Origin of the sequence: Jiella avicenniae, from assembly GCF_021390325.1 — a bacterium.
GTDB classification, from domain to species: Bacteria; Pseudomonadota; Alphaproteobacteria; order Rhizobiales; family Rhizobiaceae; genus Jiella; species Jiella avicenniae.
This window is the reverse complement of the sequence record NZ_JAJUWU010000009.1, coordinates 87,094-100,233: the sequence shown is the minus strand read 5'-3', so window position 1 is coordinate 100,233 and position 13,140 is coordinate 87,094. Positions and strand designations below refer to the sequence as shown.

Genomic DNA, 13,140 nt, shown 5'->3' with positions numbered 1-13,140 from the left:
ATAGACGCGACCCTTCGTCCATAGAGTGAAGGGCTTTCCTTCAAGATGATGACTCTCCGAGCTAAAGGGTTGGTCGAGTTCCGCATCGCTTAAGGTGCAGCCATCTACATCGGACCAGCCTTCGGCTTGATCAGTCATCTCCTCTGAAATGAGTTCGCGCCATGTTTTCATGCTTTTCACCTGATCAGATCCCGGTGCCTGTAGAAGCCCTTGAGGCGCGGCAGCCACTTGCCGACGTCATAGCGCTCGATCACGCTTTCCTTGCCCGCCTCGATGTGCAGCATGCGCCCACGCTCCACGACGATGCCGACGTGATCCGAGATGCCTGCTCTGACGAATTCCACGATGTCGAACGGCGCTTCCTCGCCGCGGCAGAACGGGCGGAGCGGCAGATCGCGCTCGCCGGCGTCGAGTGCGGCGGCGATCATCTTGCGCTCGGCGCAGTTGACATAGGCTTCGGCAAAGCTCGGGAGCGCGATCCTGTGCATCTCCAGAAGCACCAGCCGCACCAGCCCGTAGCAGTCCAAGCCGCGCACCTCGCGACCCCGCGCTTCGAAAGGAAGGCCTATGTAGGGGGTAGACCAATGGGTCACGACGGGCACCTTCTTGCGATCTCGACGGCGATGCTGGCGGCGCACCCGATGGCGACCCACAAGAGCGCGAGGCGGATGGTGGATCGCATCAGTCGCCCGACAGCCTCAGAGGGCCACCGTCGGCGATATCGACGCTGACGATAGTGAACGAGTCGTCGGAGACGGTTTCCGTGAACGGCGCTGCGACCACGACTGCGCCAATGGACACACGCCCCATTGGCGTAAGACTTGCCGGCATAACTGCTTCGGGCCCGCCGCTTCCGATGGCTGCGCGGTGGGTGCGGAACGCGTCACGCCAAATGTCGAGGGGGTGCTTATCCGTGACGATCTCATTCAAGCCGTCTCCGCGCTGCACGGTCACGACCGTTTCGCTACCAACATCGATCACTTTCACGTCGATGCCAGGAACCTTGTTTTCGATGGTGATGTGCATAGGAACCTCTCAAAACAGCCCCGGAAAGAACGACCGCGTCATCCGCCCGAACGGATAGCTCAGCCGTTGGATGACCTCGCGCGAGACCGGGATCGTGATCGCCCGATCGTCCCAATCGGAACCGACCGTGTAGAGGCCGGTCCAGGCGAAATCGACATAGTCGGGCGTCGCCGCCAGCACGACCGCGAAATCGACCTGTGCCGGCGTCTTCAGTTTCCGCGCCATGGCCGTCATGCCGGATGCAACGTTCTCGATCACCATGTCCACAGGTGACGTGCCATCCTCCCGATCCTCAGGCAGCACCGCCGACATCAGCACGAAATCGAACTGCGCGGCCGTCGCCAGATTGAAGACGTCCGACGTGATGGCCGGCGAGAGCATTCTCGACCAAGTGCCGTAGGTCAGCGGGTCGGTCGACGTCCGCACGGTTGGATCGGTCGACAGCCGCAGCGGACCATCAAGTTCCAGGTGCCGGATGGTGATCAGAGTGATCGGCGTGTCCGGCGAAACCTGCTGCTCCAGTGCCGTCCTCGCGTTGAGGCTGACGACGCGCCCGTTCCTCACGGCCATACCAGCACCGAGAATGAGACATCATAGAATGGCCAGCCGGCGTCCGTCACCAAGGGCGCTTCTTCATCAAAAACCACCAACCACCAAGCGGAGATCAGGATGGGTTTCCCCGTCTCTGTCAGAAGCGGTTGGCCGGCCTCCGTCAGAAGCGGCTGCCCATGAAAAGCGGCATCTGGCATGACGAACATCAGTCCGCCGCCAGTGTCTTCTTCGAAGAAGCGTTCGAACCGGGCAAGTTGGTTGGTGTCCATCCGAAACGTGACGGACACGGGCTTCACCGCCGCCGAGGTGCGGCGGCGGATCTTCGGCGGGCCATTTTGCGGCTTGGTGAAGGACCGACCATCCCGCGCCCCACGCTGATAGCCGTTCTCACTCGGGTACTGCGGCAGTTCAGCCGGCCATACGGGGTAGGGCACGGCTTACCTCACCAACGGCGGCTTGGCGCCGCGCTGACCGAGCGCGCGGCCGGTCTTTGGCCCACCCTTGACGGTCTTCGAAACCATCTCGTCGAAGACGATGGTCTGCCGGCGACCACCCCGTCCGTCGCTTTCCTCCCGCGTCTCCTTGACCGGGGGAGCGTTGACGAATGTCTGCTGGAGGTTGAGCGGCTGCGACTGCGAATTGGCCGGCGCCTGCATGCGCGGCATGTCTGGCATTGCCATGGTCACACCGAGACGCCCGCCGGGGCCACGACTGAGCGGCATGATCGCCTCCGGTCCAGCCTCACCCATCAGGCCGGCACCGTTCGCGAAAGCGAAAACCGTGGGACGGCTGACGATCGAGTTCGAATGTCCTGCAATGCCGCCGGGAAACGCTGCGCCATCGGCAAAACGAAGCCCAGCCCAAGGATCAGATCCACCTCCACCGAACGCGCTTGCGATCCATCCTCCAATTCCGCCTGCCCCCCCGCCAGGCGCCGCGTTCTGGAACGCTTGGAGGAACGTCTGAACGACGCCGCCAAGGCCGGGCACAAACTGATCGGCGATCTGGCCGGCACCGCCGACGATCGTGCCGTTCAACTGCTGGCCGAGGCTGGTCGCGAACTGCGGTGCCGTGGTAGCGATCTGCGACGACGCATCGGTAAGCGCCGACGTTACTCGGGTGCTCTGCGCAAGCAACGCCTCAGCCTTCGCAGCGTGAGCGGCCATCTGATAGTTGACCTTGTCTGCAACAGTTCCCGGCGCGCCGCCATTGTTCGCATCGGAAGCACCATAGCGCCCAACGCCTCCAGCGTTGATCGCGGAGTAGATGTCCATCATCCCCATGCCGGGCCTTACGCCCGTGCTGCGGAGGTATTTGACGATCGCTCCATTGGCGCCGAGTTGCGAAGACAGCGCGCTTTCTGGCGACGAGAAATCCACACCGAAGCGACGTGCCTGAGGCTCACCGAACTGGATCAGACCGCGGTGTTGGCCCCATTGCGTCGTCGGCCCACGCTTCATCGGGTCGAACGTCCCGCCGGTCTCGTAAGAGATCGCGGTTGCCAGATCCTTCGCCTGGATGCCGAGCGCTTGCGCAGCCTGATTGATGCCGTCGACGAGTTGATTGCCCGTAAGGGACCATGCGTCCGCTACGCGCTGCGACGCCGCATCCATCGCGGCGACCGGCGCCAGCGCCCCGCTTCGCTGCACGGCGCCCGGCACGTTCGAATTCGCAGCGCCGAGACCGGGAATACCGGACAGCCCCATGCCGCCGAGGTTTACGACCGACGCCGTGACGTTCATCAGCGGCGTCGACTGGATCTCAGGCATGGAAAGCTTCGGCGCCTTCGGATCGGCAAACAGGTCCATGATGGTCGGAAGGTTCGTGCCCGTCAGCGCGTTCTTCAGCGGGTTCTTGACGCCGAATTCGAGCAGCGAGGACTGCACCTCCTTCAGGATCTCGTCGAACACGCCTTCGATGTCGCCGCCGTTCAACGCATCGACGATCTTGTCGATGGCGTCGCCGCCGGCCTTCTGGACCTCGCCCCACGCGTCGGCCGATTTGCGGATCTGCTCCTCATAATCCGAGAGCGCGCGGGCGTTTTTGAGATAGGCTTGGCCTTGCTCGCTGAGGGCGTCGATCCCAGCCGAACGCAGATCGTTGAGCGCCTTAGTCTCTTCCGCCATCCGGCGCGCAGCATCGGCTGACATGGTCATGCCGCGGGCTTCAGCCTCCAGATCGGCAAGGCGGTCCTGCTGCGGTCGGTACAGGTCGCGGGTGGCCGTCTTCGCCAAGGTGGCGAGTTCAAGGTTGCGGGCCGCGTTCAGCCGCTTGACCGCTTCCGCGTTCCCGGCCGACAACTCGATCTGCCGGGCATAGTCCTGATTGATCTTCTCCAGACCAGCCGCGTAGCCTTCCAGCCCTGCCGATTTGTAGGCGTTTTCCGCCTGCCGCAGTTGTTCGTTGGCAGCCTTCAGATTGGTGATGCGGGCCGTGTCGAGTTCGAAGGCGCGGGCGCGCTCGTTCGCCTGCGCAGCCTCAGTGTTGGCGCCGTAGAGCGCCGTCTGCTCGTCATAGCGGGCGTTGATCTCGGCAATGGTCGCGGCATAGCCGTCGAGACCGGCGAGCGTGTTGGCCTGAGAGGCCGCGCGAAGGTTGTCGTTAGCCGCCTTCGTCGCCTCGGCATAGACGCGCATCGCGGCTTCTGCGGCCCGGAGGGATCGAGCGTGCTGATCGAGGCTTGGGTCGGACAGAGCTTCGTTGAAAGCCTGCTGCGAAGCAATGGCAGCCTTCTCCGCCGTCGTTCGAGCGCTGATGGCCTGGAGATCGATGGCAACGCCCTGGCGGCGTCGATCCTCGGTCAAGGCAAGCTGATTGAGGGCCGCGGTGCGAGCCTCGGTCGCGGCTGTGACCTGCGCCTCCGTCCGGGCGGTGCGCATGGCGACCTGATAGTTCTCCTCGATCTTCTGCGCATCGGTGCGCATGTCTGGAACGACCGATCGCATGCCGCCGACTGCATCGTTGAAGGTCGCCATGGTCTGGCGGAACTTGGCGACGCCGTTGTTCGCCTCCCACTGAGCGCGTTCGAGCTGCTTCAGCTTGACGGTGATGTCGAACAGGTTCGATCCGTATTGGCGCGCCGCCTCGATGGCCTTCTGCATCTCCTTGTCGTTGCCGGCGCGGGCGTACATCCTCTCAAGATCAGAATAGAACGACAGGATATCGCCGCTTCCGGCGTTGAGGCTGTTGCGGAATGCATCGACCGTGTCGCGGATTTTCGCGAACCGACTGGCGGTCGGCGCACGTTCGCCGGAAAGGTCGATGCCGGCTTCTGCCGCACCCGCAGCGGTCGCTGCCATGCCGGCGCCGCCAATGCCGGACGCGGCCGAAAGCTGCCGATCAAGAGCTGACTGCTGCTCGCGCTGGAGCATCTGAAGATCGCGGATGGCCTTCCCGGCGATGATCGAAGTTGGCTGCAGACGATCGCCGAGTTTCGTCACGGAGTCGCTGAGCGAGCCGTACCGCTTCTCGATCGCCGCGAGTGCCTTTTCCTGTGCCTCCAATGCCTTGGCGAGATCGGGGAAATCCTTGCGGATCGAATAGGCATAAGCGCCGACAGCCGTGGCCAAGCCGCCAATGGCGAGCCCGAGCGGGCCGACTGCGATAAGCGCCGAGCGAAGCGACCCACCGAGCGCCTTAAGTCCGCCTGAAAGCCCCCCTTGCCCACCGGCGATTGCATCGTAGATCTGACCAGCCTGGCTGGCAAATATCTGCATCGGCGCGGCGCCGAGCGCAAACATCGTGACGACGTCATTGCCTTGGCGGGACAGGTTCAACATCTGGTTCGACGTCAAGCGCGCGTTGTCGTTGACCGCCTTTATGCTTGCCGCCGAAGCTGCGGCAGCAGGCGCCACCGCAGCCATGTCGGAAGTGAGCCGCCGGTTGGCCCCCGCCATGACATCGGTCGTCCGGGATGCCGCAGCCATCGCCGCTTCCATCCGCCCGATCCCGCCGGCCAGCGGCGCAGTGGTGCGCTCGACGGCCATGATCGCTTTCTCGATCCGCTCCATCGCGGCAAGCATGCGTTCGGCGTTCTTCCCGCCGTTGGCAACGCGACGGCCCGCTTCCTCGACGCCGCTGCCGAGCTTGAGCGCAGCCGCCTCGGCCTTCGCCGACGCAGCGGTGAGCCGATCGAGATCGGACGTGCCGGATTTGACGCCAGAGCTGTCGACGGAAAGGCCAAGCGCGAAGGTCATGGTTCCCTCAGTCCTTCGTCTTCGCGCACTCGGCGAGGTACAGGTCGTCGATGTCTTCGATCAAAGCGACCTCCCATGGCGCGAGCGGATTGCGGGAATGCCGAACGAAGGCGTCGATGTCCGGCCATTCGATCGGCGCGGGGCCGTTGAAGCCCCACGCCTTGCGCCGCCTGATGCGGTGATATGCCGCCCATAGGTATTCGAGGGCTGAGGGGATCGGTGGAACGTGCAGCGCGGCCTCAAGCTCGTCGATGCGCTTGGCGTTGCCGGATCGGCGAGCCCGCGTCAGCAGGCCCTCGAAATGATCGCGCGCCGAATGCCCGTCCTTGTCGCGCGACCCAAGCTCGAAAGTCTTCTCGGCGAAGGCTCTCAGCCGATCGCCGAGGTCTTCGTAAAAGACTGGTCTTCACCGAGGAATTCGAGCGCCTGAACGAGCAGAGCGCTCTTGCGCCGGTCGAGCAGCAGTTTCTTGGCGTTCTCGGGTGTGAACGGGTAATCCTCGCCGCCCATCTTCACCGGCGACCAGCCGAGCAGGCGATCGGTGACGAACTTGACGTTCCGCTCGCGGATCTCGTCAACGCTCTCGTCGGGCGCCTTCCACTTCTTGCCGTTGACCCGGGCCTGTTCCTGCTCGCGATCCCGGTGAAGCCGCTCGCGCGAGAGGCGATTGGTCTGGGCGATCGTCCGATCGTGGCCGGGGCCGGCGAATCGCCAGATCCACTCCGTCGGATTGCCGTTGGCGATCACCCGCATCTCGGCTTCGTCGGCCGCGTCGATCTGATCGAGGTCGAAATCATCCATGGTCTATGGTCCTTTGTCGGAAGGATGGCGAGGGGAAGCCGACACCACCCCTCGCCTGTTGCGCAACACTCGCCACTGGCGAGCTTGTCCGCTGTCGGGCGGGTTCGGCGTCAGGAGGTGCCGGTGACCTTGTCGGCGGCCTTCTGTGCGGCCTTGGCGGCCTTGTCGGCCGTCTCCGGCGGTACGTCGGCCTCGACGGAGACCGTCACCTTCGCCTTGCCGGTCTCGCTGACGACGATGGAATCGAGATCGGCGACGCGCGCCGGCCATACGACGCTCAGGCCGGCATCCCGGGCCGCAAGGATCGCGCTTTTCAGATCTGCCGCGGCCTTGCGGACCTTCGTCTCGGCTTCGTTGCTGTTCACGGTCGTTTCTCCTGAGGGTTACGCGGCGCTGGACTGGAAGATCATCATCGCCGGGTCATAGGCCCCGCCGCGGGGGTCGGCGCCGATCATGAGGTCGAGCGTCTGTGTTCGCGGCCCGTCCTGCCCGAGTTCCGACTTCGACGAAGACGAGAGCGTTAGGTACGGCACGACGAAGGAGACGAAATCCGCCGGCTCGGCTTCGTTCTCGGCGAACAGCAGGTGCAGGCTGAGATCGGTCTCGTTCAGGAACGCCTGGGTGCGGGTGAAGTCCTGCCGAAGGCCGGTGATCGATCCCGTCATCTGAGCGGTATTATCGAAGACGTCCGGCGTCAGATCGGAGCCGACGACCGGCTGGCCCGCGGCCCGGCGATCGAAGTTCAGCGTCAGGCTGGTCAGGTCGACGACCTCGGTGGCGCCAAGGACGATCTTCGCCTCGACCGCCGTCAAACCTTGCGTAGTCGTGTAGACCGGCGAAGTGAAGTAGGGGCTCTCCGCGTCCTCCAGAACTTCCATGTTCCGGCCGACGAAGTTGAACTGCAGCGTTCCCATGCCGTTCGGCTGGAGGTTGACCGCCATCGACGAGGCCCGGCACCAGTCGAACACCTCGGAACCGTCGATGTCGATCTCGCGCTCCTCGATGCAAAACGCCCGCCGGGTCGTGCCCTGGATGACCTTCTTGGAACGGGCCATGCTGATGCTCGATTCCGCCGAGGCAACGGTCGTCGGCGCTTCAGCAACGGTAATGACGGTCGCGGTGAGACCAACGACGCGAAAGTTGCGGCTGTTGTTGGCCGTGGTTGTGAAGCCGGTGAAGCGAACGACGTCGCCGACACGAACGCCGTCTGTGATCCAGGAGCCGCTTGCGCGGGTGATCGTCTTGGCCGACGAGTCCGCAGTGAGGGACAGGCCCGTCAACGCGAGCGGGGTATCGAACGCGCCCCAGAAGACGGCCTCGACCAGATCGTCGAACGTGCCGACCGAAATATCCCCGGTATAGCTGCCGGTGACGGATCGGGTGCCGTGCCTGCCCCGCGTCGTCATGCCGTCGCGGCGGTTCTCGCCGGATTCGATCGGCGACTTGGTGAGGTTCAAGCCGCCGGTATTGGCGCGAAACCCCTTGGACGTGCCGGCATCCGGCTTGGTCCCGATCGTCGTCTGAGGCGCATAGGCGACCTCGATCTGCCTTGCCGTCTGGTAGGCCATTGCGAATTCTCCTTGCAAAATTGCGAGGTCAGAGGTTGTTCTGGACGAACCAGTCGACGATCACCGGGACATGCCAGCGTGTGTCGTCCTTGAAGGGGCCTGCGGCCCATGAGTTGGCGACCCGCACCGTTATGCCGTCGCGAGTGATCCACGTTCCGCGGGCGTAGAGCGTCACCAGTGCGTCGGCGATTTCGTCCGCCGGGTTGTTGCCGACGCCGAGTGGCGAGCGGACCGAGATCTGAAACAGGCCCTTGAGCGTGTCGGTGCGAAACGCCGTCGGCCGCGTGTTATTCCGCGTGAGCGAGGTTTCCAGATAGGTCGGTGGCGTCGGCGACGGCCCGGTCTTGTTCAGCCAGTAGACCGGCAGCGCTCGATCGGTGACGAAGGCGACGAGATGGCCCTCCAGGGCGTCGCCGATCTTGCCGTTTATTCCAGAGGCCGGCATGTGCTATCCGTTCCCGTGATGGCCGACCGCGACCCGCTTTCCGACGACGACCGCAAACCCGTCCTTACAAGAGATCAGGTCTACGACCTGCTGCGAGCCCACTATGATGCGCTGATGGGTGTACAGGGGGGCGATGATTTTGCGGAAACCGTGCTAGAGGCGAGGCGCCAGACCGACCGTCGGCTTCTCCGGCTTATGACCATGTACGATGAAGTCCGATCGGGGCGTGTCAGCGAGATTCACGGCGTCGATTTCGGCGACCTAATGAAGCGGCCTACCTGAAGGCGATTTTCGCCGAAAGCCGCTGCGCATTCCTTTGGACGATGTTCGGCCAGTTCTGTGCAGCCAAGCCGACAAACATTCTGGGCGATTGACGGTAGACCCGGCCGAGGGTGTCCACGCCTTCGAAGCCGAACTCGAGCCGCGCCGCATAAGCCGCAGTGTAGCCGGCATACAGTACGCTGCCGAAACCTTCTCCAATAATTGATGCGCTGATTTCGGCCGGGGCGTATTTCGCACCATCGGCTGGCTTTTCAGTCTCTTTGATGGCCGGCATCGCCGTTGTCGATAGCAGGAGCGAGTTGACGAGGAAGCCCGTCTTCACCGGGGCATTCTTCTGTGCTTCTTCCAGGAGGTCTTGAACGCTGTCAGTGTAGATCGCCTCGATGGCGCCTTCCACCTCATGCACCCAATCGGCCACCTGCGCGGCGAAGTTCATCGTTTTCATGCCCGCCCCATCCTGGATACCAAGGCATCAACGGCGCTGAAGCGGTATTCCGTGCGGCATTTGCAGAATAGGTTTTCCTTCGGGCCGCCTTCGGGGTCATGGGCGTAGCGCATCATCGTGCCGTTCCCCATGTCGAACATCTCGTTATAACCGACAGTCTTGCCGTCAAGAGCCAGATGATTGAGCCTTGGGTCTTCCTCCGGCGAGTGGTGCCACGTCTTGGTAACAAACCGCTGATCGACCTTCCCGCTGGCGATCTGCTGGCGATAGCTCTCATCCTTTGCCCGCGCCATTGCGGTCATGGTCTGGTCGAGGGCGATGGTGTCTCCGCGGAGCTTCAGAAGGCCGTCAGAGTAGCGTCCGGCAATCTTGGAAACCAAGTCCTGCGGGAGAGGCTTCCCCTCCCTGATGGCCTTCTCAATGGCCCTGTCGAAGCGCTTATCTCGTTGGCCTCGTGTGAGGTAGTTTCGAAGACGCTTCGGATCTCCGGATTGTAGCTCGTCACGCGCGTTCTGAACGTATTGCGCCTGCGGCCGGGAAAGTCCGATGATCCCACCCTCGCGCTTGCCACTCGCGCGGTTAACCCTGCCGACCAACTCCACTGCAGTCTGCGTAGGGTTGCGTCCTGCGGCCAGCCCTTCCACAAGCTTCGTCCGCGCAACCTCTCGCGCTTCCGTCGTCAGGTTCGTCGACAGAACCTCTAGGCTGCGGCGAAGCTCCAGCTCCCCTTGCGTGTTGCGAACACCGAAGCGCCAGATCAACAGGTCGCCGCCGGGGTCGCGAAGCTTCGGGAGCGTCTGGACGATGGCCTGGCCGCCGCCCGTGTAGGCATCTGTGATCGACTGCTCCAGCCTCGCGAACGCCTCGTGATCGAGGTGAAGCGCTTCGACCGCGCCATTGATGTCGTTCCTCTCCAGCCGATCAATAACGATGCGCAGGGTGATAGCGTCGCGGACATCGCTGATCGCATCTAGGAAGGCTTGTCTGACCTGCGGCTCATACCTCGCGACGAGGCCGGCGATGATTTCGCGCTGCGATGCCATCACCTAGCTCGCACCGTCTTCAGCGTGACACTGTTGCGGACATCGTCGATCGCCGAAAAGAACGTGGTCTTGATCCGCTCCTTCGCGACATCGAAGAGGCCGGCAAGCTTGGAGAGGAAGGACATCAGTTCGCCAAGTCGACTTCGAATAGCACCGGCACGCCGGCGGGTGAGACTTCCCGAACGTCGCCGATCTCTTGCCACCCGAGGGCGTCGGCGGCTGCATCCGGCAAGGCTTCGATGTCGGCCTTCTTCGTGCCGGGGAGGATTGTGTCGGCCTCAGAAGGCGTGATGTCACCTGTGGCGTTCAGAAGTAGCGTCGTGATGCTCTCGCCAACAAGACTTCCTGATGCGTCGCGAAACTGTCTCGTCTCCTGGACGCAATGGAATGCGTGGTAGGTCTTCGTGCCATCGTCGTCGGGATCGTAGGGATTCCCCGCGGTCACCCTGCGGATGGTCACAGGGTAGCCCGCCGGCTGCGAGACGTCGGCGATCTCGACGAGCGCGCTCTCGACTTCTGCGGCTATTGCGGCCCAATCTTCCATGGATCACACCACCAAGATCGCGGGCAGGTAGCGCGGAATGAGGAGCGGCGTGAGGATGCCCTCGATCGTCTCGGAGACGAGATAGGCCCGCTCCTCAGCGGTTCCTGTGCCGATGACTTGCCACTTGATGCCCTTGACTTCGGTCAGAACCTTGCGCGTGCCGGGCGTGTAGGAGGCGGAGAGCGAGCCCGGCGTCTTCATCTGCAGGATCGCGGCCTCATAGGAGGCGTTAACGACCCGTGTCGGGATTACGTCGCTGGCAAGCGTCGAGCCGTAGGCTGTGGCGCCCGTGCGGGGCCATTCCCTGTCCTGTTCGATTCCACCCGTCGGCTCGCCGGGAAAGCGATCGCCGTACAGGCTGTCGATGTACGTGCTGCCGATCTGGCGGGCCACGGTGAGGTCAGCACCATCCGAGATGGTGTACCCGACCGACGAGGCATAGGTCATGAGACCGTCGTTGTCGCCATAGCCCGCCATTTGATCAGTCCTCGGCCTTGTTCGCCTCGACGAAGGCGGCCTTGGCCTCGTCGGTCTTGGCGTCGAAGCCCTCGACCGCGTCCTTGCGGAGCGACTTCGTGACCTCGGCGCCGTCCTTGGTGATGACGTACCAGCCAGCGCCCTTGTCCTTCACGGCATAGGCCGACGTGCCGCCGCTCTGGTTCTTGGGATCGGCATCGCCAGACACCGCGATGATGCCGCCGTCGATCCATTTGGAGATGGTGCGGTTCTTTTTCGCCTCGCTCCAGTTCGGAACGTCCTCCGATGCGCCGGGGCGGATATTCACGCCGACGATCGTAAGAGGCGAACCGTACTTGTTCGTAATCGTGGCCATGGTCACACCCCATCCATGTAACGCATCGCACCAGGGCGACGGACTTCGACACCGCCGAGGCGGAAGATGCCGGGCACCTCGTACTTGAGAAGGCGCTTTTCGGCCTCCAGCCATCGCAGCGGCATCGGGATGTGGATTTTTACCACTGCCGGATCACGGCGATAGAAGACCGCGCGCGGCGCCGACGCAGCGCCTGCCGTCTCCAAGCCCCATACGGCGCGGATCGTCAGCGGGCGGTTGGTCCGCATCGTGTAGACGTTCGTCCGCTGGATATGCTCCATGATCGTGGTCGTCATGGTCGGGTCGAGACGCCGGGTCGCCAATGCCTCATACTGCGCCTGCGGAATGAGCATGGTGTCGGCCTGCTCGATCCCGTTGGTGCCGATGAAGATGGCGGACAGGCCGGCGTTCACGTCGGCCTGGATCTGGTCGGGCGTCGTAGCAGGGTCCGACCAGTCGCCGGTCGGGGCCGGAATGACCGTGACGCTCCCTGCATTGACGAGACCGGTTTTGCCGAGTTTCGCACGGCCAAGGAAGGCAGTGTTGTCGACATAGCGCTCATAAGCGCGACGGGCCGCGTCGGCACGCTCGTCCGTCAGCCGGATGCCGTACTGCTGAGCGTGCGACAGTTCTTCGAGGTTATACCGATAGCCGATCGCAGCCATCGTTACACGGCTGTCACCCTTGTCGAGCTGGAAGTCGACAAACGGGATGTCGTCGCCCTCGGCGGCGAACTCACGCGCTTCGCCCATGTCGTCGCCCATCGAGAAGAACTCGATCTGCTTGATCCATTCGGGCGCGGAATTGTCGACAGGGACCAGTTCCCGGTACTGGAAGTCGGGGTACTGGCGCGCGTAGATGCCCGGCTCGATGTAGTTCTGCGCGGTGCGCAGGAAGTTCAGCGCCAGGGAAGGCGCGTCCATGGTGAGCATGTCGCCCTCCCCTTATTTGGTGACGTTCAAGCGGACACGGGCGAGCTGGTTCGCACCAGTCGTCGTGTCCATCCATTCAGCGCTGGCGAGCAGAGCATTGCTCGTCGAAACGTTCGTCAGACCGCCGGTCGGCGTCATATAGACCGGATCGCCCTGCGCGACGGCAGCGATTGCCGTGACGAAGATCGTGCCGTTCCGCATGCAGCCGAACTGGTCGTACTGCTTGAAAACGGAGCCCTGCGCATTCAGCACGGTCCGGTCGGCGACGGCGATGCCGGCAAACTTGCCGCCCGCAGTCGGTTTCTTGACTGTGTCGTCGGTGGCGCCGTAGACGACGGCCGAACCGAACGGAATATCACCGGTGCCGACCTCGCCAATCATCGACGTGATCCAGTGCGGCTCAGTGGTCGCGATCATGCCGGGATATCCCTTGGCCGTCGGCTCGCGATTGTAGTTGACAGTGGGGAACGCCAT

19 protein-coding genes are annotated in these 13,140 nt (G+C 63.3%); 1 reads left to right on the top strand and 18 read right to left on the bottom strand.

Going from position 1 to position 13,140, the window contains the following annotated elements; all coding sequences use genetic code 11:
• Positions 1–176 precede the first annotated feature (176 nt).
• The 10 genes from LZD57_RS10840 to LZD57_RS10800 all read right to left on the bottom strand — a co-directional run bounded on the left by LZD57_RS10840 (position 177) and on the right by LZD57_RS10800 (position 8,588).
• Positions 177–593, bottom strand: a complete 417-nt coding sequence (locus LZD57_RS10840) for an NlpC/P60 family protein (protein ID WP_233719641.1) — start codon at positions 591–593, stop codon at positions 177–179.
• A gap of 88 nt (positions 594–681) precedes the next feature.
• Positions 682–1,026 carry a hypothetical protein gene (locus LZD57_RS10835; protein ID WP_233719640.1) on the bottom strand — a complete coding sequence of 115 codons (345 nt, stop codon included), beginning with the start codon at positions 1,024–1,026 and terminating at the stop codon, positions 682–684.
• A gap of 9 nt (positions 1,027–1,035) precedes the next feature.
• Complete coding sequence (locus tag LZD57_RS10830) at positions 1,036–1,596, bottom strand: hypothetical protein (protein WP_233719639.1); 561 nt, start codon at positions 1,594–1,596, stop codon at positions 1,036–1,038.
• On the bottom strand, positions 1,587–2,012 hold the full coding sequence (locus tag LZD57_RS10825; RefSeq protein ID WP_233719638.1) for a hypothetical protein: 426 nt from the start codon (positions 2,010–2,012) through the stop codon (positions 1,587–1,589). The genes LZD57_RS10830 and LZD57_RS10825 overlap by 10 nt, the downstream gene beginning before the upstream one ends.
• A 3-nt stretch (positions 2,013–2,015) precedes the next feature.
• Positions 2,016–5,774, bottom strand: a complete 3,759-nt coding sequence (locus LZD57_RS10820; RefSeq protein ID WP_233719637.1) for a phage tail length tape measure family protein — start codon at positions 5,772–5,774, stop codon at positions 2,016–2,018.
• A gap of 7 nt (positions 5,775–5,781) precedes the next feature.
• On the bottom strand, positions 5,782–6,027 hold the full coding sequence (locus LZD57_RS24245) for a phage tail assembly chaperone (RefSeq protein WP_420844794.1): 246 nt from the start codon (positions 6,025–6,027) through the stop codon (positions 5,782–5,784).
• Between the two features lie 116 nt (positions 6,028–6,143).
• Positions 6,144–6,575 (bottom strand): hypothetical protein, encoded by a 432-nt coding sequence (locus tag LZD57_RS10815; protein WP_233719636.1) that lies wholly within the window; start codon positions 6,573–6,575, stop codon positions 6,144–6,146.
• Between the two features lie 110 nt (positions 6,576–6,685).
• The gene (locus LZD57_RS10810; RefSeq protein ID WP_233719635.1) at positions 6,686–6,940 is read right to left on the bottom strand and encodes a hypothetical protein; all 255 of its coding nucleotides are present in this window, start codon (positions 6,938–6,940) and stop codon (positions 6,686–6,688) included.
• 18 nt (positions 6,941–6,958) lie between these two features.
• The gene (locus LZD57_RS10805; RefSeq protein ID WP_233719634.1) at positions 6,959–8,143 is read right to left on the bottom strand and encodes a phage tail tube protein; all 1,185 of its coding nucleotides are present in this window, start codon (positions 8,141–8,143) and stop codon (positions 6,959–6,961) included.
• 28 nt (positions 8,144–8,171) lie between these two features.
• Positions 8,172–8,588, bottom strand: coding sequence for a phage tail terminator-like protein (locus LZD57_RS10800; protein WP_233719633.1), 417 nt, complete (start codon positions 8,586–8,588; stop codon positions 8,172–8,174).
• 18 nt (positions 8,589–8,606) lie between these two features.
• Between LZD57_RS10800 and LZD57_RS10795 the strand changes: the two genes are divergently transcribed.
• Complete coding sequence (locus tag LZD57_RS10795; RefSeq protein ID WP_233719632.1) at positions 8,607–8,870, top strand: hypothetical protein; 264 nt, start codon at positions 8,607–8,609, stop codon at positions 8,868–8,870.
• Here the strand turns inward: LZD57_RS10795 and LZD57_RS10790 are convergent.
• From LZD57_RS10790 to LZD57_RS10760, 8 genes are read right to left on the bottom strand one after another with little or no spacing between them, the layout of a single operon-like run.
• Positions 8,863–9,315 (bottom strand): HK97 gp10 family phage protein, encoded by a 453-nt coding sequence (locus tag LZD57_RS10790; protein WP_233719631.1) that lies wholly within the window; start codon positions 9,313–9,315, stop codon positions 8,863–8,865. The two genes, LZD57_RS10795 and LZD57_RS10790, sit on opposite strands and share 8 nt — an antisense overlap.
• Positions 9,312–10,358 carry a phage minor head protein gene (locus LZD57_RS10785; protein WP_233719630.1) on the bottom strand — a complete coding sequence of 349 codons (1,047 nt, stop codon included), beginning with the start codon at positions 10,356–10,358 and terminating at the stop codon, positions 9,312–9,314. Before LZD57_RS10785 ends, LZD57_RS10790 begins: the two co-directional genes overlap by 4 nt.
• Positions 10,358–10,483: a hypothetical protein gene (locus LZD57_RS23995; protein WP_255699900.1), complete on the bottom strand. Its 126-nt coding sequence runs from the start codon at positions 10,481–10,483 to the stop codon at positions 10,358–10,360. Before LZD57_RS23995 ends, LZD57_RS10785 begins: the two co-directional genes overlap by 1 nt.
• A complete protein-coding gene (locus LZD57_RS10780) occupies positions 10,483–10,902 on the bottom strand; it encodes a hypothetical protein (protein WP_233719629.1) in 420 nt (139 codons plus the stop codon). The genes LZD57_RS23995 and LZD57_RS10780 overlap by 1 nt, the downstream gene beginning before the upstream one ends.
• A gap of 3 nt (positions 10,903–10,905) precedes the next feature.
• Positions 10,906–11,379, bottom strand: coding sequence for a DnaT-like ssDNA-binding protein (locus LZD57_RS10775; protein ID WP_233719628.1), 474 nt, complete (start codon positions 11,377–11,379; stop codon positions 10,906–10,908).
• A 4-nt stretch (positions 11,380–11,383) separates the two neighbouring features.
• On the bottom strand, positions 11,384–11,734 hold the full coding sequence (locus LZD57_RS10770; RefSeq protein WP_233719627.1) for a hypothetical protein: 351 nt from the start codon (positions 11,732–11,734) through the stop codon (positions 11,384–11,386).
• Between the two features lie 2 nt (positions 11,735–11,736).
• A complete protein-coding gene (locus LZD57_RS10765; protein WP_233719626.1) occupies positions 11,737–12,666 on the bottom strand; it encodes a DUF2184 domain-containing protein in 930 nt (309 codons plus the stop codon).
• A 12-nt stretch (positions 12,667–12,678) separates the two neighbouring features.
• A complete protein-coding gene (locus LZD57_RS10760) occupies positions 12,679–13,140 on the bottom strand; it encodes a structural cement protein Gp24 (protein ID WP_233719625.1) in 462 nt (153 codons plus the stop codon).